This window comes from Salmonella enterica subsp. diarizonae, assembly GCF_008692785.1.
Classification (GTDB): Bacteria; Pseudomonadota; Gammaproteobacteria; order Enterobacterales; family Enterobacteriaceae; genus Salmonella; species Salmonella diarizonae.
The window spans coordinates 76,724-100,819 of sequence record NZ_VXJV01000012.1; the positions used below are offsets into that span (position 1 = coordinate 76,724).

Below are 24,096 nucleotides of genomic sequence, written 5' to 3' on the forward strand. Positions count from 1 at the left end.
GTAATGACGCCCGGCCTGACGCTTATGCAATAGCGTTTTCTTCCAGTTGCTGCATAAACTGGCGTACCCAGTCTATACGCGTTTTACGTTCGCTTAAATCCTGAATAAACTTGAGGCGGGTCGGGCCATCCAGACGGAAATGCTGCGGCTGTTTTTGCAACAACCCGATAAGCCAGGCGGGGTCAACGTGGTTTTTCTCGGCGAACTCAATCGTTCCGCCTTTCTCGTTACCCTCCAGTTTTCGGATGCCGAGCTTTTGCGCCTGTTGGCGCAGGCGAGCGATATCCAGCAGATTACGCGCCGGATCGGGCAGCAGGCCGAAGCGATCGATCAATTCCACTTTGATCTCTTCCAGCTCGTTTTCGTTCTTAGCGCTGGCAATGCGTTTATAGAATGACAGCCGGGTATTAACATCCGGAATAAAATCATCCGGCAGTAACGACGGCATTCGCAGCTCGACTTCCGTTTGCTGGCTGGTGAGATCTTCCAGCGACGGTTCGCGGCCTGCTTTCAGCGCATCGACGGCGTTTTCCAGCAGTTCCATGTAGAGTGAGAAGCCAATGGTTTCCATTGAGCCGCTTTGCTCTTCGCCAAGCAGTTCGCCCGCGCCGCGGATCTCCAGATCGTGGGTCGCCAGCGCAAACCCGGCGCCTAAATCCTCCAGCGACGCAATCGCCTCCAGCCGTTTTTGCGCATCGGTGGTCATTGCTTTAGGGTGCGGCGTCAGCAGCCAGGCGTAGGCCTGGTGGTGCGAGCGCCCTACGCGGCCGCGTAACTGGTGCAACTGCGCGAGGCCGAAATGATCCGCGCGTTCAATGATGATCGTGTTAGCGGTGGGGATGTCGATTCCCGTTTCGATAATCGTAGTACACACCAGCACGTTAAAACGTTGATGGTGGAAATCGTTCATGACCCGTTCCAGTTCACGTTCGCGCATCTGCCCGTGGCCAATGGCGATTCGCGCTTCCGGCACCAGTTCCGCCAGCCGCTCTGCGGCTTTCTGAATATTTTCGACATCATTGTACAAATAGTAAACCTGACCGCCGCGCAGAACTTCACGCAGAATCGCTTCCCTTACCACCAGGCTATCGTATTCGCGGACAAAGGTTTTTACCGCCAGACGGCGTGCAGGGGGGGTGGCGATAATAGAAAGATCGCGCATACCGCTCATCGCCATATTCAGCGTCCGCGGGATCGGCGTAGCCGTGAGCGTCAGAATATCGACATCGGCGCGCATCGCCTTAATTCGCTCTTTGTGGCGCACGCCGAAACGGTGCTCTTCATCGACAATCAGCAGGCCGAGGTCGCGCAGCTTCACATCGCTCTGTAGCAGTTTATGAGTACCGATCAGAATATCGATCTTACCCTCGGCGGCTTCCGCCAGGATTTGCGTCTGCTCTTTGGCGCTGCGAAAGCGGGACAGCATCTCAATACGTACCGGCCAGTTGGCGAAACGGTCGCGGAAGTTGTCATAGTGTTGCTGCGCCAGTAGCGTAGTCGGCACCAGTACCGCCACCTGTTTGTGGTTTTCCACCGCCAGGAACGCGGCGCGCATCGCCACTTCGGTTTTGCCGAAGCCGACGTCGCCGCACACCAGCCTGTCCATCGCCAGCGGTTGGCACATATCGCTCAATACGGCGTTAATCGCCTGTGCCTGATCGGGCGTCGTTTCAAACGGGAAGCTGTCGCAGAATAACTGGTACTGCTCACGATCATGCTTAAAGGCAAAACCCTCTTTTGCCGCCCGTTGCGCATAAATATCCAACAGTTCCGCCGCCACATCGCGCACTTTTTCCGCCGCTTTTTGCCGGGCGCGCGACCAGGCGTCGCCGCCCAGTTTATGCAGCGGCGCACTTTCTTCCGCGCCGCCGGCATAGCGGCTAATCAGGTGTAATGAGGAGACCGGTACGTACAGTTTGGCGTCATTGGCGTAAGTGAGCATCAGATATTCGCCCTTGATGCCGCCAGCCTCCAGAGTGGTCATGCCGGCATAACGCCCGACGCCGTGCTCCAGATGCACTACCGGTTGGCCGACGTGAAGCTCCGCCAGGTTACGAATCAACGTATCCGGGTTGATCGTGCGGCGGGAATCCTGGCGGCGACGCGCGACCCGTTCACCCAAGAGATCGCTTTCACAAATCAACGCCAGATTGCGTTGGGTGTCGATAAAGCCATGTTCCGCGGCGCCAATCATCAGATAGCGTCCCGCATCCTGCGCCTCGTCCAGGTGTAAAATCCGCTTCGGCGCGATTTTTATGCGAGCAAGGAGCTCCCCCAGCGCTTCGCGACGTCCTTCGCTTTCCACCGAGAAAATCACCGGGCCGTTGAAAGATTCGAGGAATTTACGTAGCGCGTCCAGCGGCGATTTTTGCTGCGCCTGGATAGCCAAATCTGGTAATTTCTGGAAACCGAGATTGGTATTGGCGGCTTTTTCCGGCAGATGGTCGGTCTTAAGCTGGAGGCGAGGCCAGCGTTTAAGCTCGGAAAAGAGCTCATCCACTCGTAGCCAAAGGGCTTCCGGCGGCAAAAGCGGGCGCATAGGATCGACGCCGCGATTTTCAAAACGCGCCAGCGTATCGGCCTGAAAGCGTTCGGCGCTGGTTTCCAGCGAGCCGGTATTCACCACCAGAGTGTTGGCGGGGAAGTAGCTAAATAATGGCGGCAGCGGTTCGCTGAAAAAGAGCGGTTGCCAGTATTCGATCCCGGCGGGCAGGGTGCCTTTGCTGACCTGCTGATAGATGTGCTCGGCGTCGCGTTTTACCTCAAAGGTATCGCGCCACTGGCTACGGAAAAGCTCAATAGCGGTTTTGTCGGTAGGAAATTCGTGCGCGGGCAGCAAATTAATGGCCTCGACTTCCTCCAGCGTACGCTGGGTATCCGCGTCAAACAGACGCAGGCTGTCGATTTCATCATCAAAAAAGTCGAGGCGATAAGGCTGTTCGCTGCCCATCGGGAAGAGATCCAACAGCGCGCCGCGCGTCGCGTATTCGCCATGCTCCATAACCTGATCGACATGCCGATAACCGGCGCTGTCGAGCTGCGCGCGCAGAGCGTCGCGGGACAGCCGCTGGCCTTTTTTCATCACCAGCGCATGACCATGCAGATAGCTATGTGGGCAAACACGCTGCATCAGGGTGTTTACCGGTACAATCAAGACGCCACGCTGCATCGATGGCAACTGGTAGAGCGTGGACAGACGAGAAGAGATAATTTCCTGATGCGGGGAGAAACTGTCATACGGTAGCGTTTCCCAGTCCGCCAGGTTCATGACCATCTGATCGGTAAACTGGCGGATTTCATCATGCAGTCGCAGAGCATTTTGCATGTCAGGCGCTATGAGTACCACCGGGCCAGCATGTCGTTCGACTATCTCCGCCACCAGCGTGGCGCAGGCGGCGCCGGTAAGCTCGCCCAACTGGCGCTGATCGCCCGCTTTTGTCGGCAGCGTGTAACGTTGTTTTTCAGGCATAACGGTTGTCAGTATCTCTTTTTGTTTTACGCCGCACTCTACGCGTCATCCTTCAGGCTGCTTCATGGTTGGCTGCGCGCCGGAACAGCATGAAGGGCTCAGGTATTCAGGGGCATATGACTGATAAGCAATGTTCTTTATTATCCGCGATCGTTGCCTATTAGCAAATTGAATCCGCCGGATAACACGCCGGACAGGTGAAGTATGAACGCATAAGTGACTTGATTTATCGGCATTTTTCAGAATAACGCTGACGAACTCTTACGGTTCAGACATTTACGCATTCCGCTTTCGCTTATATACTCGGGACTTTGCTAACAGCAACCAGACGGATTACATGTATCAACCTGTCGCTCTATTCATCGGCCTGCGTTACATGCGCGGGCGTGCAGCAGATCGCTTCGGTCGCTTCGTTTCCTGGCTTTCCACTATCGGCATTACCCTGGGGGTGATGGCGCTGGTCACGGTATTGTCGGTGATGAACGGTTTTGAGCGCGAACTGCAAAATAACATTCTTGGTCTGATGCCTCAGGCCATCCTCTCTGCTGAACATGGCTCTCTTAACCCGAATCAGATACCGGAAAAAGCCGTGAATCTGCAAGGCGTTAACCGTATTGCGCCGCTGACAACGGGCGATGTTGTACTGCAAAGCGCACGTAGTGTTGCGGTTGGCGTGATGTTGGGTATCGATCCGGCGCAAAAAGATCCGTTAACGCCGTATTTGGTCAATGTGAAGCAAAGCGAACTACAGCCGGGTAAGTATAATGTCATCCTCGGCGAGCAGCTCGCCGGACAGTTAGGGGTCAACCGCGGCGATCAGATTAGGCTAATGGTGCCATCTGCCAGTCAGTTTACGCCAATGGGACGCCTGCCCAGCCAGCGTCTGTTTACGGTGATTGGCACGTTTGCCGCCAATAGCGAGGTCGATGGTTATGAAATGCTGGTCAATATTCAGGACGCGTCGCGTTTAATGCGCTACCCGGCAGGCAATATTACCGGCTGGCGTCTATGGCTGGATGAACCGCTGAAAGTCGATACCCTTAGTCAGCAGACGCTGCCGCAAGGCACGAAGTGGCAGGACTGGCGCGAACGCAAAGGCGAGTTGTTCCAGGCTGTGCGCATGGAAAAGAACATGATGGGATTGCTGCTGAGTCTGATTGTAGCGGTCGCGGCTTTTAACATTATTACTTCGTTGGGCCTGATGGTCATGGAGAAGCAGGGCGAAGTGGCGATTTTACAAACTCAAGGGCTGACGCCCCGACAAATTATGATGGTCTTTATGGTGCAGGGCGCCAGCGCCGGTATTATCGGCGCGCTGTTGGGCGCCGCGCTGGGCGCATTGCTTGCCAGCCAACTGAATAACCTGATGCCAGTCATCGGCGCGTTTCTGGACGGCGCCGCGTTGCCCGTGGCGATAGAGCCGTTACAGGTGATCGTTATCGCGCTGGTGGCAATGGCCATCGCGCTGCTTTCTACGCTTTATCCTTCCTGGCGCGCTGCCGCCACTCAACCCGCTGAGGCTTTACGTTATGAATAAGATCCTGTTGCAATGCGACAACCTGTGCAAACGCTATCAGGAAGGCACCGTACAAACAGACGTGTTGCACGATGTCAGCTTCAGTATCGGCGAAGGTGAAATGATGGCGATCGTCGGCAGTTCCGGTTCGGGTAAAAGTACGTTGCTGCATCTGTTAGGCGGGCTGGATACGCCCACCTCCGGCGATGTGATTTTTAGCGGCCAGCCGATGAGCAAACTCTCTTCTGCGGCAAAAGCGGAATTACGTAACCAGAAACTGGGGTTTATCTATCAGTTTCATCATCTCCTGCCGGATTTTACGGCGCTGGAAAACGTGGCGATGCCATTATTGATTGGCAAAAAGAAACCGGCGGAGATTGACGCGCGGGCGCGAGAAATGCTGCACGCTGTAGGGCTGGAGCATCGCGCAACCCATCGACCTTCGGAACTTTCCGGCGGTGAGCGCCAGCGTGTCGCGATAGCGCGCGCATTGGTGAATAACCCGCGTCTGGTGCTGGCGGATGAGCCGACCGGTAATCTGGATGCGCGTAATGCCGACAGTATTTTTGAGCTTCTGGGCGAGTTAAATCGTCTGCAGGGAACCGCATTTCTGGTGGTGACTCACGACTTGCAACTGGCGAAACGTATGAGCCGCCAGCTTGAGATGCGCGATGGTCGCCTGACGGCGGAACTGAGCCTGATGGGGGCTGAGTAATGGCGTCGCCTTTATCATTGTTAATTGGGTTGCGTTTTAGCCGTGGACGGCGGCGCGGCGGTATGGTTTCGCTCATTTCCGTCATTTCTACCATCGGTATCGCGCTGGGCGTAGCGGTATTGATTGTCGGTTTAAGCGCGATGAACGGTTTCGAACGCGAGCTGAATAATCGTATTCTGGCGGTGGTGCCGCACGGGGAGATTGAAGCCGTCAATCAGCCGTGGACCAACTGGCGTGAAGCTCTGGCAAAAGTGCAGAAGGTGCCGGGCATTGCCGCCGCCGCGCCGTATATCAACTTTACCGGCCTGGTAGAGAGCGGGGCGAATTTGCGCGCCATTCAGGTTAAAGGCGTCGACCCTAAGCAAGAGCTACAGCTTAGCGCGCTACCGTCATTTGTGCAAAATCACGCCTGGGATCATTTCAAAGCGGGCGAGCAGCAGGTCATTATTGGCAAAGGTGTCGCCGATGCGCTGAAAGTGAAACAGGGCGACTGGGTGTCCATCATGATCCCCAATGCGAATGCCGACCATAAGCTGCTCCAGCCCAAACGCGTGCGTTTGCATGTCACCGGGATTCTGCAACTGAGCGGCCAGCTCGATCACAGCTTCGCCATGATCCCGCTTGAGGATGCGCAGCAGTATCTGGATATGGGGTCCAGCGTTTCCGGTATCGCGCTTAAGGTCCATGACGTGTTTAACGCCAATAAACTCGTGCGTGACGCGGGTGAGGTGACTAACAGCTATGTCTACATTAAGAGCTGGATCGGCACTTACGGCTATATGTATCGTGATATCCAGATGATTCGCGCCATTATGTATCTGGCGATGATTCTGGTGATCGGCGTGGCCTGTTTTAATATCGTTTCCACCTTAGTGATGGCGGTAAAAGACAAAAGCGGCGACATTGCGGTATTAAGAACACTGGGGGCGAAAGATGGTTTAATTCGTGCCATTTTCGTTTGGTACGGACTACTGGCGGGCTTGTTAGGCAGCTTGATTGGCGTGGCGATCGGCGTTGTCGTTTCGCTTCAGCTTACTGCCATTATTAATGGGATTGAAAAGGCGATCGGGCATCAGTTTTTGTCCGGCGATATCTATTTTATCGACTTCCTGCCATCCGAATTGCATTGGCTGGACGTTGTTTACGTACTGGTCACGGCGTTGTTGTTAAGCTTACTGGCGAGCTGGTATCCGGCGCGGCGGGCGAGCAACATTGACCCTGCGCGAGTATTGAGCGGCCAGTAATCGCGGGATATAAAAACAAGGAGCGGTGATGTATTACGGGTTTGATATTGGCGGGACAAAGATTGCGTTAGGCGTATTTGATTCGACGCGGCGGCTGCTGTGGGAAAAACGGGTTCCCACGCCCCATACCGGCTATAGCGCCTTTTTAGACGCCGTGTGCGAACTGGTCGCGGAAGCCGACCAGCGATTTAGCGTAAAAGGGTCGGTAGGGATTGGCATACCCGGTATGCCGGAAACCGAAGACGGCACGCTGTACGCCGCGAATGTTCCGGCGGCCAGCGGTAAGCCACTGCGCGCCGATCTCAGCGCCCGTCTGGATCGCGATGTGCGTCTGGACAATGACGCTAACTGTTTTGCCTTATCCGAAGCCTGGGATGATGAATTCACGCAATACCCTTTGGTTATGGGCCTTATCCTCGGCACTGGCGTCGGCGGCGGTCTGGTGCTAAATGGGAAGCCGATTACCGGTCAGAGCTATATCACCGGCGAGTTTGGTCATATGCGTTTGCCGGTGGACGCGCTAACGTTGATGGGATTTGATTTTCCTCTCCGCCGCTGCGGATGCGGTCAGATGGGTTGCATTGAGAATTATCTGTCCGGGCGTGGCTTTGCGTGGCTATATCAGCATTATTATCATCAATCGCTACAGGCACCGGAGATTATCGCCTTGTGGGAGCAGGGCGATGAACAGGCGCACGCGCATGTTGAGCGCTATCTGGATTTACTGGCGGTTTGTCTGGGGAATATACTGACGATTGTCGATCCCTGCCTGTTGGTGATCGGAGGCGGACTATCGAACTTTACGGCAATAACAACGCAACTGGCGGAAAGACTGCCGCGCCATCTCCTCCCTGTTGCCCGCGTTCCGCGTATTGAGCGTGCGCGGCATGGGGATGCCGGTGGGATGCGTGGCGCTGCTTTTTTACATCTTACCGACTAATTAAAAAAGAGGTTGTTATGCAGTCGCGTCGGTTTCATCGATTAAGCCGCTTTCGTAAAAATAAACGTCTGTTGCGTGAACGTCTGCGTCAGCGGATCTTTTTCAGAGACAGAGTGGTGCCGGAAATGATGGAAAACCCAAGAGTATTAGTCCTTACAGGTGCAGGAATTTCTGCAGAGTCTGGTATTCGTACGTTTCGCGCGGCGGATGGTCTTTGGGAAGAGCATCGGGTTGAAGATGTGGCGACGCCGGAAGGATTCGCCCGCAATCCGGCGCTGGTGCAGACGTTTTATAATGCCCGCCGTCAGCAGCTTCAACAGTCGGAAATTCAACCTAATGCGGCGCATCTGGCGTTAGCGAGGCTTGAAGAGACGCTTGGCGATCGCTTCTTGCTGGTGACGCAAAATATCGACAATTTGCATGAGCGCGCGGGTAATCGCAACATCATTCATATGCATGGCGAGCTGTTGAAGGTGCGCTGTTCGCAGAGTGGCCAGATTCTGGAATGGAACGGTGATGTGATGCCGGAAGATAAATGTCACTGCTGCCAGTTCCCGGCGCCGCTACGCCCGCACGTGGTGTGGTTTGGCGAGATGCCGCTCGGCATGGATGAAATATATATGGCGCTGTCGATGGCGGATATTTTTATCGCCATCGGTACATCCGGTCATGTCTATCCGGCTGCGGGTTTTGTGCATGAAGCAAAACTGCACGGCGCGCATACGGTGGAACTGAATCTTGAGCCAAGTCAGGTCGGTAGCGAGTTTGAAGAGAAGCACTACGGCCCGGCAAGCCAGGTCGTGCCGGAATTTGTTGATAAGCTCTTGAAAGGTCTGTAGTTCTATTTGCCGGATGGCGCTGCGCTTATCCGGCCTACATTCATGTTACGTTCATCTGTAGGCCAGATAGGCGCTTTGGCTGAATTAGCGTCCGGCTTTTAGCTTCTGATAATACTCTTCATAAATTGCGCTGGCGTCGCCGACATCGTTTTGCCACTCGCCTTTGCTGATGGTTTGCGCATCCGGATAGAGCGACTTATCATTGGCGACCTCCGGGCTTAACAGCTTACGCGCCGCCAGGTTTGGGGTAGGGTAGCCGATGGTTTCCGCCACCTCTTTCGCAACGTCAGGACGCAGCAGGAAGTTGATTAGCTTCAGCGCGCCCTCTTTATTTTTCGCGTTCGCCGGAATAGCCAGGCTATCCATCCAGAAAATGCCGCCTTCCTTCGGCCAGACGACCTCCAGCGGCGTGCCAGCCTGACGAGCAACGAAGGCCGAGCCGTTCCACACCATCCCCAGGTTGACTTCCCCTTCCATATACGGATTCGCCGGATTATCGGAGTTGAAGGCCGCTACGTTTGGCATCAGTTTTTTTAACTCTTCATATGCTGCTTTGATCTCTTTCGGATCGGTGGTGTTACCGGAATACCCCAGCTTGCGCAGCGCCATCTGGAATACTTCTCGCGCATCGTCGGTTAAAAGTAGGCTATTTTTATATTCCGGTTTCCATAAGTCAGCCCAGCTGGTAATGGTTTTTGGATCGATAGCATCGCTGTTCACGCCAATCGCCGTTGCGCCCCAGATATACGGAACAGAATAATCGTTATTGGGGTCAAACGGTTTGTTGAGCATTTCCGGATCGAGGTTGTGGAAATTGGTTAATTTCGACTTATCGATCTTCTGGATCATGCCTTCTTTGCGCATTTTGTCGACATAGTATGTAGAAGGAACAACCAGGTCATACGCGCCATCTTTATAGGTTTTGAGTTTGGCATACATGGTTTCATTCGATTCGTAGGTTGAATAAATAACCTTAATGCCTGTCTCCTTCGTGAACTGTTCCAGCAGTCCAGGCGGTACATACTCAGTCCAGTTATAGAAATAGAGTGTGTTGTTGTCATCGGCATGAGCGGCACTCATACCCAGCGCCAGGGCGCCCGCCGCGAGCAGGTGGCGTGACCATTTTTTCATTTAACGTCCCCTGAATTACGGGCCTTACCGGCCCTTGGTTTTATCACGAGCAATAAGCTGGCTGGCAATGACCATTACCAGAGACAGCACCAATAACACGGTCGCCAGCGCGTTCACTTCTGGTGAAACGCCGACTTTTACCATGGAATAAATCTTTAAGGGTAAAATTTCATAGCCCGGCCCGGTGACAAACGACGAGACCACCACATCGTCCATCGACAACGTAAAGCTCAGCAACCAGCCCGCCGCCACCGCTGGCATCGCCAGCGGCAGAATGATTTTACGTAAAATCGTTACCTCACTGGCCCCCAGGTCTTTTGCGGCCTCCAGCATTCTGACATCAAAGCCTTTCAGGCGCGAATAGACCGTGACGACCACAAACGGCAGGCAAAAGGTGATATGCGAGAATAGCAACGACCAAAAGCCCAGTTGAATGCCGAGTAACATAAACAGCACCAGCAAGGAGATCGCCATCACGATATCCGGCGACATCATCACCACAAACAGCATCCCGCTGACGAATGGCTTCCCGCGAAAGCGGTAGCGATAAAGCGCCACCGCTGTCAGCGAGCCGATTAGCGTGGCGAAGGTTGCTGAGAAAATCGCCATCGTCAGCGAATGTTGAGCGGCCTGCAACAGACTGTCGTTATTGACCAGCAGTTCGTACCATTTAGTGGTAAAGCCCTGCCAGTTAATGCCGAACCGCGAACTGTTGAAGGAGTTCACAATCAGAATAATGATGGGAATATACAGATACGCGTAGATGGCAGTCATGAAACCGCCACGCAGCAGTCGACCGATCATTCAAGTTCCACCTTCTTATTCAACAAGCGGGAAGCCCGCCAGTAAATCAGCAGCATCAGTCCCATCACGATGGTCAGCGTAATGCTGGTGGCCGCACCAAACGGCCAGTCGCGGATATTCAGGAACTGCACCTTAATCACGTTGCCAATCAGCAGGTTTTTCGCGCCACCCATCAAATCGGAGACGTAAAACAGTCCCATTGCCGGCAGCATCACCAGCAGGCAACCGGCGACAATGCCCGGCATGGTCAATGGAATAATGATGCGGATGAACGTTTGTATTTTACTGGCACCGAGATCGCGTGCGGCCTCCAGTAGCGGTTTATCGAGCTTCTCAATGCTGGAGTAGAGCGGCATGACCATAAACGGCAGTAAAATGTAAACCAGGCCGATAATAACTGCGCTCGGGGTGAACATGATGCGAATCGGCGTATCAATCACACCCAGCCACAACAGGAATTCATTGAGATAGCCTTTAGTGCTCAGAAAAATTTTCAGCCCATAGATGCGGATCAGCGAGTTGGTCCAGAAAGGAACGATCAGCAAAAACAGCAATAACGGGCGTATCTTTTCCGGTAGCTTCGCCAGAAACCAGGCAAAAGGATAGCCCAGCACCAGGCAGGAGAGGGTGGCGATCAGCGCCATATTCAGAGAGTGCAGAAGCACTTCAAAATAGAGCGGATCGAGCAGGCGCGCATAGTTATCCAGCGTAAAGACCATCTTGACGAACCTGGCGTCGTCACGGGTCAGAAAGCTGGTGCCAATGATCATCAGGTTGGGCAGAAAGACAAACAACACAAGCCAACCGACGATAGTGACAATCACTACATTCTGGAATTTACTTGTGTTCTTCATCAGCCAGTACGACCTCCCAGCTTTCTACCCAATTAATGGCCATTTTTTGGTCAAGTGAATGGTCGAAGTCAGGATCGTCTTCGTTGAAGAATTCGCTGACCATCACCATTTTGCCATTTTCCAGTTCAACCACCGACTCCAGCGTCATACCTTTGTAATTGCGCTCGCGTACGTAGCCGATAAGCCCTTCGATGTGGTTATCATCGTTGATCTCATCGACGCGTAGATCTTCGGGTCGCAGCAGGACATTCAGCTTTTGACCTGGTTCGACAGCGAAATTGACGTAAATATTGCACTCCCGACCTTCGACATTGGCGCGGACGCGCTGCTCATCAAGCCGTTCAATGACGGTAGCGTCAAAGCGGTTAATTTCACCGATGAAACCAGCGACAAACAGATTTTTAGGCTCTTCATAGATTTCACGCGGCGTGCCGTCTTGCTCAATAACGCCATTACGCATTACCACGATACGATCGGACATGGTTAGCGCTTCTTCCTGATCGTGAGTGACAAAAACAAACGTGATACCGAGTTTACGCTGTAATGCTTTAAGCTCGTTTTGCATTTGTTTGCGCAATTTATAGTCCAGCGCGGAGAGCGACTCATCCAGTAATAACAGACGAGGCTTATTCACTACCGCGCGGGCGATAGCCACACGCTGCTGCTGTCCGCCGGAAAGCTGGTGCGGCTTACGTTGTGCAAATTCTTCAAGCTGCACCATACGCAGCGCGTCGGTTACGCGAGGCGCTATCTCGGCAGCGGGTGTTTTTTGCATTCGTAAGCCAAACGCGACATTTTCAAACACCGTCATATGCGGAAATAAAGCGTAGCTTTGAAATACGGTATTCACATAACGATTTTCGGCGGGAACGTGGGTAATATCCTGGTTATCCAACATAATATGCCCGGCATCAACGGTTTCCAGACCGGCAATCAGGCGAAGAACGGTTGTTTTACCACAGCCGGAAGGGCCAAGCAGCGTGAGGAATTCGCCGTTGTTAATGGTCAGATCCAGTTGCGAAATGACCTCTTTGCCATCGAAACTTTTGCTAATTCCCGACAAAAGCACCAGCGGTGAAAGCGAACGCGGTTGTTTATTCAATTTCTTACTCTGTCCCATGTAGACGCAACGGATGGCTGACCGCTGCGGGGTTTGTGGTTAACCACCTTAATCACTCTTAATGAGGGCGGTCATTCTACGGCAAACCACTGTAATCGCCAATCCTTGTTGCGAATTACTGACTTAGCTTTATAGTCAGAAAGCGTGTCAAAGTGAAATATTCTTGTTTGCAGGGATAAAAGTGACCTGACGCAATATTTGTCTTTTCTTGCTTATGAATAATGTTGTCACGAAAAGTGAGGGTGACTGCATGGATAAACTACTTGAGCGTTTTTTACACTACGTATCGCTGGATACCCAATCAAAGTCGGGTGTTCGGCAGGTTCCCAGCACTGAGGGACAGTGGAAGTTACTACGTTTGCTCAAACAGCAGCTCGAAGAGATGGGGCTGGTTAACATTACATTAAGCGAAAAAGGGACGTTGATGGCGACGCTCCCGGCCAATGTTGAGGGTGATATTCCCGCCATTGGTTTTATCTCCCATGTGGATACCTCTCCGGATTTCAGCGGTAAAAACGTTAACCCGCAGATTGTCGAGAATTACCGCGGCGGCGATATTGCATTAGGGATTGGCGATGAGGTGTTGTCACCCGTGATGTTCCCGGTACTGCATCAATTGCTGGGACAGACGCTGATTACTACCGATGGTAAGACATTGCTGGGTGCGGACGATAAAGCCGGTGTTGCGGAGATCATGACCGCGCTGGCGGTGCTGAAAGGGAATAATATTCCCCACGGCGAAATTAAAGTGGCGTTTACGCCTGACGAAGAGGTAGGGAAAGGCGCGAAGCACTTTGACGTTGAGGCCTTTGGCGCGCAGTGGGCCTATACGGTCGACGGTGGTGGCGTGGGAGAGCTGGAGTTTGAAAACTTCAATGCCGCCTCGGTGAATATCAAAATTGTCGGCAATAACGTGCATCCCGGTACGGCGAAAGGCGTAATGGTCAATGCGCTGTCGCTGGCGGCGAGGATTCACGCGGAAGTGCCGACGGATGAAGCGCCTGAAACCACCGAAGGCTACGAAGGGTTTTATCATCTGGCCAGCATGAAGGGCACCGTTGACCGGGCCGACATGCATTACATTATTCGCGATTTCGACCGTAAGCAATTTGAAGCGCGCAAACGCAAAATGATGGAGATTGCCAAAAAAGTCGGTAAGGGGCTGCATCCGGACTGCTACATCGAACTGGTGATTGAAGACAGTTATTACAATATGCGCGACAAAGTGGTTGAGTATCCGCATATTCTCGATATCGCCCAGCAGGCCATGCGCGACTGTCATATTACGCCGGAGATGAAACCGATTCGCGGCGGTACCGATGGGGCGCAGCTTTCGTTTATGGGCCTGCCGTGCCCTAATCTCTTTACTGGCGGATATAACTATCATGGTAAACATGAGTTTGTGACGCTGGAAGGGATGGAAAAAGCGGTACAGGTGATTGTACGCATTGCGGAGCTGACGGCGAAGCAGCCGTAATGTTGCGGCCGGATGATTGAGTGCCGGATGGCGCAAAGTCAGATGACGCCGCTAACGCGTCTTATCAGGCCTACAGGATCGCTGACCCTGTAGGCCTGATAAGCGAAGCGCCATCCGGCGCTACAGTTAATTTATCCTTCGAAGAACCAGTATCCGCTGTTCACCAGCGCCGCCAGCATCGCGAGAAAAGACGGGTCTTCCAGCGCAGCGCCGAAGTTGTCGGCGGACAGTACCATATGGCTGGCGAGCGCCTCCAGAGCGGGGCGGTGCGGGGAGTCTATTTTTTCGCCATTCGCATAGACATCATCGCCGATACGCAATACGCGAAGCCCGCCGAGACGTACCAATGCCTCGCCTTGCTTTAAGGCATCGTAAATTTCATCAGGCTGATACGGCGGCTCCGGCGGCGCGATATCCAGTTCATGGCGTGACTGGGAGATAAACTCGCCAAGCCACTGCTGGAAATGCGCGGGTTGATTGATCAAATCGAGCATCATATTGCGCAGTTTATCCATCTCCTGCGGCAGGATATCCGCCGGATGTTCGCGAGACGGCATATTCGGGTCGCTGTAGTATGTGTTGCCCAGCTCCCGTTGCAGGACGTAATCGGCAAAACCGCTGATCAACTCACGGCTATTGGGCGCGCGAAAACCGACCGAATAGTTCATGGCGTTTTCCAGGGCATAACCTTCATGCGGGAATCCAGGCGGAATATACAGAATGTCGCCCGGTTCCAGTTCTTCGTCAATAATGGCGTCGAACGGATCGACCTGCAGTAGGTCGGGATGCGGGCAGTGCTGACGCATTTGCAGCTTTTCGCCCACGCGCCAGCGACGGCGACCGGTTCCCTGGATAATAAACACATCATACTGATCCAGGTGCGGGCCTACGCCGCCGCCGGGAACGGAAAAGGAGATCATCAGATCGTCGATACGCCAGTCCGGCAGCGCGCGGAACGGGCGCATCAACGCGGCGGTTGGTTCGTGCCAGTGGTTTACCGCCTGCACCAGCAGCGACCAGTTGCTCTCACCCAGATGATCGTAGCTTTCGAAAGGGCCGTGGTTGACCTGCCATTTGCCATCCTGATGGCTAACGAGACGACTGTCGATTTCGCTTTCCATCGCCAGCCCCGCCAGCTCATCCGGCGAGAGCGGATCGATAAAGTTGGTAAACCCACGTTTTAAGACCACCGGACGTTTTTGCCAGTGGCGTTCAAGAAAGTCGGGCCAGTTAAGAGTCAATTGGTATTCCATGTTAAGTATCCGCAGGCTGGTATCTGACACCGATTATAACGGATGCTTAACGAGATGCGTGGAAGAACGCACAGAAATGTTTATTCCTCTTTCTGTGTGGGATGCTGTCGGCCAAAAACGACCTCCATGCGGGCACCGCCGAGCAGACTGTCGCTGGCGATGATCTGCCCGGCGTATTGTTCCGTAATCTCGCGAGCGACAGCCAGCCCCACGCCTTGTCCTGGTCGTAGGGTATCGGCGCGCTGACCGCGATCAAACACCAGGGAACGTTTACTGTGGGGAATGCCTGGGCCGTCATCTTCGACGAAAATATGCAAATGATCGTCGGTCTGGCGAGCCGAAATCTCGACAAACTCCAGACAATATTTACAAGCGTTGTCCAGGACGTTGCCCATCACTTCGACAAAATCGTTTTGCTCGCCGACAAAACTGATCTCCGGTGAAATATCCATACTGATATTCACGCCTTTACGCTGATAAACTTTATTTAGCGCGGAGATCAGGTTATCTAACAGCGGCGCGACGGGATGTAGTTCGCGGCTTAACAAAACACCGCTACCGCGCATACTGGCGCGATGCAAATAATAGCCAATCTGCTGAGAAATCCGGCTGATCTGTTCCAGCATCACCGGTTCGGCTTTGCTGACGCTCATCTTCTCGTTGCGTAAAGAGCGTAACGTACTCTGCAAAACCGCGAGCGGCGTTTTTAAACTATGCGTCAGGTCGGTCAGGGTCGTGCGGTATTTGTTGTAACGTTCACGCTCACTTTTTAGCAGTTGATTAAGGTTACGCACCAGGCTGGTCAGCTCACGCGTCGTCTCCGGATTGAGCATTTCGCGGTGATGATCTTCAAGCTCACGAACTTCCCGCGCCAGCGCCTCGATAGGGCGTAAGCTCCACCAGGCGGCGATCCACAGTAAAGGAATGACTAATAATAAATTGGCGGCCAGCACATACACGAACCAGCTCCACACCATATATGAGCGTTTTAGCTCTATCGGAATGGTATCGACCACCACAATCGTTAACTGCGGCATCCGCGCCGTAGCAGGATAAATATTCACCGCTACTGAGTGGGTCATTTCCGCATCATTGTCATCTGCACGTACTTCTTTTAGTTTTTCCTGCGCGGAATGGTCTTCGCTCAACAGCGTGCTGGTGGCGTCTACGTTAGTTTCAATTTCATGGAAGCCGTTCGTTTTTAACCATTCCGGTTGAATACTTTTAATCAGCCAGGGAATGTTGCGCTGCGTCCATAATAATTTGCCCGTTTCATCGTAAATCAGCGTCATGGTTGGGCTTTGCATGTCCAGATGTTCAGGCAGCTCAACGCTGATTTTATTATTTTCCCATTTAGCGAGGGTATAAAACAGATTGCTTTCGCCGCGCAGCAGACGAAATGTGGTTTTATCAAAACTCACACTATAGCCGACCAGCGCAACCATGCCATACGCCAGAGAAAGCACCAGCACGACGCCGGCTGTCGCCAGCAAAAAACGAACCCGTAGCGACAGCGGCAGAAAATGGCGAGCAAATTTATTCATTAGCGCAATTCAAAAAGATATCCTTGTCCGCGTACGGTGGTAATGACATCGTGCGGATACTGGGCCTGTATTTTTTTTCGCAGACGCCCCATCAGGACATCAATGGTATGGCTTTCCCGCAGTTCCGCATCCGGATACAGTTGAAGCATCAGCGAATCTTTGCTGACCACTTTACCGTTGTTACGGATAAGCGTTTCCATAATGGTGTATTCGAACGCCGTGAGTTTGATGACCTCTTCATTGACGGATAATTCCCGACGTGAGAGATCCACCTGGAAAGGCGGGATGTTGATCACCTGGGAGGCCAGGCCGCTATTACGCCGCATTAACGCTTGCATACGCGCCATTACCTCTTCGATGTGGAACGGCTTCGTCACGTAATCATCGGCCCCGGAGCTGAGAACCTCAACTTTATCCTGCCAGCCTTCGCGCGCGGTTAACACCAGCACTGGCAGTGAAACATCACTGCTGCGCCAGCGGCGTATTAAGGAAAGACCGTCTTCATCCGGCAGACCTAAATCGACAATAGCGATATCCGGAAGGTGCTCATTAAGGTAGTAATCTGCTTCCCTGGCATCTTCTGCGGCATCGACCTGGTGACCTGAATCCTGGAGCTGAACCTTCAGGTGGTGGCGTAATAATGCATTATCCTCTACAACCAGTACGCGCATCATCTCTTCTCCCTTGTGTTAACAATAAGAACAGTCTAGCGTTGATTATGGTGCTTTGGGGATAAACAGTTAATAAACCAGACAAATAGTCACCCTCTTTCTGAAGAAAAGAGGGTGAGGCACGCATTATTTAAGTTCGTCGACCAGAGTCACGGCGCGACCGATATAATTTGCCGGCGTCATGGCTTTAAGGCGCGTTTTTTCAGCTTCCGGCAGGGCCAGACTATCAATAAACTGTTTCATTCCTTCGGCATCGACACGCTTGCCTCGGGTCAATTCTTTCAGTTTTTCATAGGGTTTTTCAATACCATAGCGGCGCATGACGGTCTGGATCGGTTCGGCTAATACTTCCCAGTTGTGATCCAGTTCGTCAAGCAGACGATCGCGGTTCACTTCCAGCTTGCTGACGCCCTTCAGGGTGGACTGATAAGCGATAAGCGCATAGCCGATGCCGACGCCCAGGTTACGCAGGACGGTTGAGTCGGTCAGATCGCGCTGCCAACGGGAAACCGGCAGTTTGTTTGCCAGATGGTGTAACACCGCATTAGACAGACCCAGGTTGCCTTCTGAGTTTTCAAAGTCAATGGGGTTAACCTTATGCGGCATGGTGGAAGAACCGATCTCCCCGGCGATGGTTTTCTGTTTGAAATGGTTTAACGCAATATAGCCCCAGACATCGCGATCGAAGTCGATCAGAATGGTGTTAAAGCGCGCGATACAGTCAAACAGTTCCGCAATATAATCATGCGGTTCAATCTGGGTGGTATAGGGGTTCCACTGGATGCCCAGCGAGGTGACGAATTCTTCGCTGAACTGATGCCAGTCAACTTCCGGATAGGCGGCGATATGCGCGTTATAGTTACCTACGGCGCCGTTAATTTTACCGAGGATCTCCACCTGGTTTAGCTGGCGAAACTGACGCTCCATACGATATGCCACGTTCGCCATCTCTTTACCCAGGGTGGAAGGCGTTGCTGGCTGGCCGTGGGTGCGGGAGAGCAGAGGAATGTCGCGATACTGCGTGGCGAGATCTTTCACCGCGTTAATCACCTGACGCCAGTAGGGCAGGATCACTTCATCGCGCGCGGTTTTGAGCATTAACGCGTGTGACAGGTTGTTAATGTCCTCAGAGGTGCAGGCAAAGTGGATAAACTCGGAAACGGCATGTAGCGCCGGGATCGCGGCGACTTTTTCTTTCAGAAAATACTCAACCGCTTTCACATCGTGATTAGTGGTGCGCTCAATGGTTTTAATGCGCGCGGCATCTTCTTCATTGAAGTTTGCAACGAGAGTATCCAGGTAACCGTTTGCGTCGGCAGCAAAAGCAGGAACTTCCTTGATCGCTGCGTGCGCGGCTAATTTCTGCAGCCAACGTACTTCGACTTGTACACGGAATTTCAGCAAACCGTATTCGCTAAAAATCCCGCGCAGCGCGCTGACTTTATCGCCGTAGCGTCCATCGACAGGGGAAACGGCGGTCAGTGAGGATAATTCCATAGATCATAACTCCGGGGTTAAATGAGCAAGAATTTGTTTTGCCTGAGTCGTCAGGCGATGACGAGAAAACATAAGCTGTAGGCGACCACCGCCTACCTGATGCCAGAGCACGGCTGCGCGGATACCTGCCAGTAGCGAGGCGCGGACTTTGGCCTGAACCTGCGGGCTTTGCAGTACGGCCGGGGAGCCCGTCACCTGAATGCGCGGGCCCAACGGGCTAATCACATCCACGTAGATACCCGCCATGGCGCTCATTAGCGTGTCTGACTGTAAATCAAAATGGTCAAGCTGGCGCTGAAGGCCGTTAATGCGATCGCCTAACGTATTCAACGCGCCTTTGGCGGATGACAGCTTGCGCTCCAGCACCATCAGGCTAAGTGTATAACGAGTCAGTTCGGCGTTAAGTCCTTGTCGGTTGCTGGCATTCAGCACGCCGAGCAGCGTTTCCAGACCAAGACGCAGGTTAGCTTCACTGCCGCCGAACACGCCCAGAGTAGAGCTGGGATTCATATCAATGACACTGTTGAGTGAAACGTGCAACGCGTCGGCATCACAGTGCCCCTGGTGCGCCAGTTGTTGTACCAGGCGTGCCGACTGGCAAATGCCAGACAGCGCGAGGGTGATGTCATAATAATTCTTTGCCACAATCACTGCTTCCTTGTATCAAATAAAATACACTTCATCTTTTAAGCCGCTTTGAGGCGACTTGAATGATGTTGTGTATTGAATAATCAGACCGTCAGCGGCAGTCGCTGCTCGATAATACCGCCGCCCAGGCAGACTTCGCCGCTGTAAAAGACAGCGGACTGGCCCGGCGTAACGGCGGCAACCGGCTCGTCAAAGATGACCTCAATACGATCGTCATCCAGCGCGTTAATCGTGCACGGAATATCGGTCTGGCGGTAGCGGGTTTTTACCGTACAGCGCAGGGTGCCGGTGAACGGTTCACGATCAACCCAATGTAGTTGCTGGGCGATGAGGCCTACTGACATCAGGCGAGGGTGTTCATGCCCCTGGGCGACAATCAACACATTGTTTTCAACGTCTTTATCCACCACATACCAGGGGTCTTCGCTACCGTCTTTGGTGCCGCCAATTCCCAGCCCTTTACGCTGACCGAGCGTATGATACATCAGACCCTGATGCTCGCCGATTTCATCGCCGTCAACGGTAATGATTTTCCCCGGCTGCGCGGGCAGGTAGCGTCCTAAAAAGTCGCGGAATTTGCGCTCGCCGATAAAGCAGATGCCGGTAGAATCTTTTTTCTTTGCGGTGATTAGCCCCAGATCTTCGGCGATTTTACGCACCTGCGGTTTTTCCAGCTCGCCAACCGGGAACAGACTTTGCGCAATCTGCTCATGGCCAAGCGTATAGAGGAAGTAGCTCTGATCTTTGTTGCCGTCGAGTCCGCGCAGCAGGCGGCTTTTGCCGTTTACATCCGCGCGACGGACGTAGTGGCCGGTGGCGATATAGTCGGCGCCTAAATCTTCTGCGGCGAATTCAAGGAAGGCTTTAAATTTGATCTCTTTATTACACAGAATATCCGGGTTCGGCGTACGGCCTGCTTTGTATTCTTCAAGGAACAGTTCAAAGACATTATCCCAATATTCTGCGGCAAAATTGACGGTATGCAGTTCAATGCCGAGCTTGTCGCAGACGGCCTGCGCGTCAGCCAGATCGGCTGCTGCGGTACAGTATTCCTCACCGTCGTCCTCTTCCCAGTTCTTCATGAACAGGCCTTCTACCTGATAACCCTGTTGTTGCAACAGCCAGGCGGAAACGGAGGAATCGACACCGCCGGACATGCCGACGATCACTTTTTTTGGGCTTTCTGACATTGGAATACTCGCGACATTGAACTTCAAGGCGGCGTATTCTACCACGCAGCCCTTTACTTGACACCCTCTGTAAATGGCCAGTTAAATTCGCCCACCATGGATAAGGGGTAACGTTGTCCCGTTTGATAACTGCGAATGCTTTCAGCCACCAGCGGAGATCGTAAATTAGGCGCGTTCAGAATTTCGTCGGCACTCACCCAGCGGCAGCAATCGATATCATTGTCATGGGGTTCGGTCGCGCAAATATGATCAAGCTTGATAGCAAATAAAAAGCGCAGGAACGGGGTCTTATCCGGCGCAATCCACTGGTGCATACGGATAAAACACTGTGGTTGCGCCGTAATGCCTGTCTCTTCCCACAGTTCACGCGCGGCGGCCTGCGCCAGCGTTTCATCTGCTTCCAGATGTCCGGCAGGTTGATTCCATAACGATTTACCGTTGATGGTTTCTTCCACCACCAAAAATTTATCTTCGGCATGTACTATGCAGGCGACGGTCACGTGCGGTTTAAACATGTTTTTTCCTTATTCTGTCGCATCCCGCCATTCACCGTTGGCAAGATTATCCAGCGTATAGTTTCCCATCGCATAACGTATCAGGCGCAAAGTTGGATGACCAACATGCGCTGTCATACGCCTTACCTGGCGGTTACGACCTTCATATAAAGTGACTTTTAACCAGGCGGTAGGGATATTTTTGCGTTCGCGAATCGGCGGGGTGCGTGGCCACAGCCAGTCCGGTTCCGCGACAATCTCAATACCGGCGGGCAGGGTAGGGCCATCGTTGAGCGTGACGCCAGTACGAAGCGCCTGCAGCGCTTCGTGATCCGGGATGCCTTCTACCTGAACATAGTAAATCTTGCCGGTACGTTTGCCCGGTTGCGTAAGACGCGCCTGTAGCGCGCCGTCATTAGTCAGCACCAAAAGTCCTTCGCTGTCGCGGTCCAGGCGGCCTGCGGCATAAACGCCTTGCACAGGAATAAAATCTTTTAACGTGCGGCGGCCTGCTTCATCCGTAAATTGTGGCAACACATCGTAAGGTTTATTGAACAAAACCACGCGTTTTGGCTGGTTTTCTTTCCGTGGTTTAGATGCCTGTCGTGAGCTGAATCGCTTAACGTAGTGATTTCTAAAAGAAGTTTTTTGCATGGTATTTTCAGAACTTATTAATTGCCGCATTATAGCGCAATAACGAGTATCTTTCATGGCGGCAAACAATAGGGTAGTATTGACATGCTCATTACAAAACATTAACAAAAAATTGCTCTAACGCAGTCGTGCAGCAGGACGCCATTGCACATGCAGCGCGATGACAGACGAGCAAACCAGAAGCGCTCGAAGGAGAGGTGAATGGAAAGCAAAGTAGTTGTTCCGGCGGAAGGTAAAAAGATCACCCTGCAAAACGGCAAACTCAACGTTCCTGAGAATCCGATTATCCCGTTTATTGAAGGCGATGGTATCGGTGTTGATGTCACTCCAGCCATGCTTAAAGTGGTCGATGCCGCCGTCGAGAAAGCCTATAAAGGCGAGCGTAAAATTTCCTGGATGGAAATTTACACCGGAGAAAAATCCACACAGGTTTATGGCCAGGATGTCTGGCTTCCCGCTGAAACTCTTGATTTAATTCGTGATTACCGTGTAGCGATTAAAGGTCCGTTGACCACGCCAGTTGGCGGCGGCATTCGCTCTCTCAATGTGGCGCTGCGTCAGGAGCTTGACCTGTACGTTTGTCTGCGTCCCGTTCGTTACTATCAGGGCACACCAAGCCCGGTGAAACATCCGGAACTGACTGATATGGTCATCTTCCGTGAAAACTCTGAAGATATTTACGCCGGAATTGAATGGAAAGCTGACTCTGCAGACGCCGAGAAAGTAATCAAGTTCCTGCGCGAAGAGATGGGCGTGAAGAAAATTCGCTTCCCGGAACACTGCGGTATCGGTATCAAACCGTGTTCTGAAGAAGGCACCAAACGTCTGGTTCGCGCGGCGATTGAATACGCGATTACCAACGATCGCGATTCCGTCACGCTGGTGCATAAGGGCAATATCATGAAGTTCACCGAAGGCGCGTTTAAAGACTGGGGCTACCAGTTGGCGCGCGACGAGTTTGGCGGTGAGCTTATCGACGGCGGTCCGTGGCTGAAAATTAAGAATCCGAATACGGGTAAAGAGATCGTAGTTAAAGATGTTATCGCCGATGCGTTCCTGCAACAAATCCTGTTGCGTCCGGCGGAATACGACGTTATCGCCTGTATGAACCTGAACGGTGACTATATTTCCGATGCTCTGGCGGCTCAGGTTGGCGGTATCGGTATTGCACCGGGGGCGAACATCGGTGATGAGTGTGCGCTGTTTGAAGCGACTCACGGGACTGCGCCGAAATATGCGGGCCAGGATAAAGTCAACCCAGGCTCCATTATTCTGTCTGCGGAGATGATGCTGCGTCACATGCAGTGGTTCGAAGCGGCGGATCTAATCGTTAAAGGTATGGAAGGCGCGATTGCCGCGAAGACCGTGACCTATGACTTTGAACGCCTGATGGAAGGCGCTAAGCTGCTGAAATGTAGTGAGTTTGGCGACGCGATTATCGCGAATATGTAATATCGATAATTGTTAAAAACAAAAACGGGGACTTAACGTTCCCGTTTTTGTTGCTTCGGAAAATCTTCCTTCAACTTCTCACTATTTAGACTTCCAGTTGTACCAGGTGGCTTCAGAGATACAGGTCTTGTGGCAGACCATCCTTAGCAGTCCGTCCGGCTTCAACCGACTTAAGCACAGCGATAATTTACTGCTCAGTAAAACGAGCTTTACGCATAGCGTTCTCCTTCGTTGGCAGATTGATTATGCCGGATAGTTACAATCCACCCAAGTTACGGAGAACACAATAATCTATGTAGTCAAAACACTGATGTCATGATAATAACTAACTGGATTTTAAGATGTTTCCTCATAGAGGTTTTTCAATAAAAAATTAAGCTCATCAGATCAGTAACTTTTTAAATTATTTCTTACTTGATTATGATGAGGATGATTAGTGAAAAGAAAATATCTTACGCAAGAAGAGATCGAAAAACTGCTGTCAGCGACTGACAGAATGCCCTTCCCGGAAAGAAACCGCTGCTTAATCCTGATGGCGTTTATTCATGGCTTCCGGGCCAGTGAGTTGCTGGGGCTGCGCTTAT

The 24,096-nt window shown here is 52.6% G+C and carries 21 protein-coding genes; 8 read left to right on the forward strand and 13 right to left on the reverse strand.

What is annotated here, in order from left to right:
• Positions 1-22 precede the first annotated feature (22 nt).
• On the reverse strand, positions 23-3,469 hold the full coding sequence (gene mfd, locus F4V72_RS21355) for a transcription-repair coupling factor (protein WP_053509509.1): 3,447 nt from the start codon (positions 3,467-3,469) through the stop codon (positions 23-25).
• A gap of 337 nt (positions 3,470-3,806) precedes the next feature.
• Here mfd and lolC point away from each other — a divergent pair, with 337 nt between their 5' ends.
• From lolC to cobB, 5 genes are read left to right on the forward strand one after another with little or no spacing between them, the layout of a single operon-like run.
• Positions 3,807-5,006: a lipoprotein-releasing ABC transporter permease subunit LolC gene (gene lolC / locus F4V72_RS21360; RefSeq protein WP_170245771.1), complete on the forward strand. Its 1,200-nt coding sequence runs from the start codon at positions 3,807-3,809 to the stop codon at positions 5,004-5,006.
• Positions 4,999-5,700 carry a lipoprotein-releasing ABC transporter ATP-binding protein LolD gene (gene lolD / locus F4V72_RS21365; RefSeq protein ID WP_001033714.1) on the forward strand — a complete coding sequence of 234 codons (702 nt, stop codon included), beginning with the start codon at positions 4,999-5,001 and terminating at the stop codon, positions 5,698-5,700. The genes lolC and lolD overlap by 8 nt, the downstream gene beginning before the upstream one ends.
• Positions 5,700-6,944, forward strand: a complete 1,245-nt coding sequence (gene lolE / locus F4V72_RS21370) for a lipoprotein-releasing ABC transporter permease subunit LolE (protein ID WP_150342503.1) — start codon at positions 5,700-5,702, stop codon at positions 6,942-6,944. The genes lolD and lolE overlap by 1 nt, the downstream gene beginning before the upstream one ends.
• 28 nt (positions 6,945-6,972) lie before the next feature.
• Positions 6,973-7,884, forward strand: a complete 912-nt coding sequence (gene nagK / locus F4V72_RS21375) for an N-acetylglucosamine kinase (protein ID WP_023248253.1) — start codon at positions 6,973-6,975, stop codon at positions 7,882-7,884.
• Positions 7,885-7,901: 17 nt separating this feature from the next.
• On the forward strand, positions 7,902-8,723 hold the full coding sequence (gene cobB, locus F4V72_RS21380) for a Sir2 family NAD+-dependent deacetylase (RefSeq protein WP_023248254.1): 822 nt from the start codon (positions 7,902-7,904) through the stop codon (positions 8,721-8,723).
• 84 nt (positions 8,724-8,807) lie between these two features.
• Here the strand turns inward: cobB and potD are convergent, their stop codons facing one another.
• From potD to potA, 4 genes are read right to left on the reverse strand one after another with little or no spacing between them, the layout of a single operon-like run.
• Positions 8,808-9,854 (reverse strand): spermidine/putrescine ABC transporter substrate-binding protein PotD, encoded by a 1,047-nt coding sequence (gene potD / locus F4V72_RS21385; RefSeq protein WP_023248255.1) that lies wholly within the window; start codon positions 9,852-9,854, stop codon positions 8,808-8,810.
• Positions 9,855-9,878: 24 nt separating this feature from the next.
• Positions 9,879-10,658 carry a spermidine/putrescine ABC transporter permease PotC gene (gene potC / locus F4V72_RS21390; RefSeq protein ID WP_053509505.1) on the reverse strand — a complete coding sequence of 260 codons (780 nt, stop codon included), beginning with the start codon at positions 10,656-10,658 and terminating at the stop codon, positions 9,879-9,881.
• Positions 10,655-11,512, reverse strand: coding sequence for a spermidine/putrescine ABC transporter permease PotB (potB, locus tag F4V72_RS21395; RefSeq protein ID WP_023248257.1), 858 nt, complete (start codon positions 11,510-11,512; stop codon positions 10,655-10,657). Before potB ends, potC begins: the two co-directional genes overlap by 4 nt.
• Positions 11,496-12,632: a spermidine/putrescine ABC transporter ATP-binding protein PotA gene (gene potA, locus F4V72_RS21400; RefSeq protein ID WP_023248258.1), complete on the reverse strand. Its 1,137-nt coding sequence runs from the start codon at positions 12,630-12,632 to the stop codon at positions 11,496-11,498. Before potA ends, potB begins: the two co-directional genes overlap by 17 nt.
• A gap of 250 nt (positions 12,633-12,882) precedes the next feature.
• Here potA and pepT point away from each other — a divergent pair, with 250 nt between their 5' ends.
• On the forward strand, positions 12,883-14,109 hold the full coding sequence (gene pepT / locus F4V72_RS21405) for a peptidase T (protein ID WP_053509503.1): 1,227 nt from the start codon (positions 12,883-12,885) through the stop codon (positions 14,107-14,109).
• A 131-nt stretch (positions 14,110-14,240) separates the two neighbouring features.
• Here the strand turns inward: pepT and F4V72_RS21410 are convergent, their stop codons facing one another.
• From F4V72_RS21410 to rluE, 8 genes are all read right to left on the reverse strand, one after another.
• Complete coding sequence (locus F4V72_RS21410; RefSeq protein WP_023248260.1) at positions 14,241-15,362, reverse strand: cupin domain-containing protein; 1,122 nt, start codon at positions 15,360-15,362, stop codon at positions 14,241-14,243.
• A gap of 80 nt (positions 15,363-15,442) precedes the next feature.
• A complete protein-coding gene (gene phoQ, locus F4V72_RS21415) occupies positions 15,443-16,906 on the reverse strand; it encodes a two-component system sensor histidine kinase PhoQ (protein ID WP_023248261.1) in 1,464 nt (487 codons plus the stop codon).
• Positions 16,906-17,577 carry a two-component system response regulator PhoP gene (gene phoP, locus F4V72_RS21420; RefSeq protein ID WP_001537766.1) on the reverse strand — a complete coding sequence of 224 codons (672 nt, stop codon included), beginning with the start codon at positions 17,575-17,577 and terminating at the stop codon, positions 16,906-16,908. The genes phoQ and phoP overlap by 1 nt, the downstream gene beginning before the upstream one ends.
• Positions 17,578-17,703: 126 nt before the next feature.
• Positions 17,704-19,074, reverse strand: coding sequence for an adenylosuccinate lyase (gene purB, locus F4V72_RS21425; protein ID WP_023248262.1), 1,371 nt, complete (start codon positions 19,072-19,074; stop codon positions 17,704-17,706).
• A gap of 3 nt (positions 19,075-19,077) precedes the next feature.
• Complete coding sequence (gene hflD / locus F4V72_RS21430) at positions 19,078-19,719, reverse strand: high frequency lysogenization protein HflD (protein ID WP_053509585.1); 642 nt, start codon at positions 19,717-19,719, stop codon at positions 19,078-19,080.
• An 86-nt stretch (positions 19,720-19,805) separates the two neighbouring features.
• A complete protein-coding gene (mnmA, locus tag F4V72_RS21435; protein ID WP_048591292.1) occupies positions 19,806-20,912 on the reverse strand; it encodes a tRNA 2-thiouridine(34) synthase MnmA in 1,107 nt (368 codons plus the stop codon).
• Positions 20,913-20,965: 53 nt separating this feature from the next.
• Positions 20,966-21,427, reverse strand: a complete 462-nt coding sequence (locus F4V72_RS21440) for an NUDIX hydrolase (protein ID WP_023248265.1) — start codon at positions 21,425-21,427, stop codon at positions 20,966-20,968.
• A gap of 9 nt (positions 21,428-21,436) precedes the next feature.
• Positions 21,437-22,090: a 23S rRNA pseudouridine(2457) synthase RluE gene (gene rluE, locus F4V72_RS21445; RefSeq protein WP_023248266.1), complete on the reverse strand. Its 654-nt coding sequence runs from the start codon at positions 22,088-22,090 to the stop codon at positions 21,437-21,439.
• Positions 22,091-22,261: 171 nt separating this feature from the next.
• Here rluE and icd point away from each other — a divergent pair, with 171 nt between their 5' ends.
• Both icd and F4V72_RS21455 read left to right on the forward strand, forming a co-directional pair.
• Positions 22,262-23,512 (forward strand): NADP-dependent isocitrate dehydrogenase, encoded by a 1,251-nt coding sequence (icd, locus tag F4V72_RS21450; RefSeq protein ID WP_000444464.1) that lies wholly within the window; start codon positions 22,262-22,264, stop codon positions 23,510-23,512.
• A gap of 436 nt (positions 23,513-23,948) precedes the next feature.
• A partial coding sequence (locus F4V72_RS21455; RefSeq protein WP_143191455.1) for a tyrosine-type recombinase/integrase occupies positions 23,949-24,096 on the forward strand: 148 nt, incomplete at its 3' end.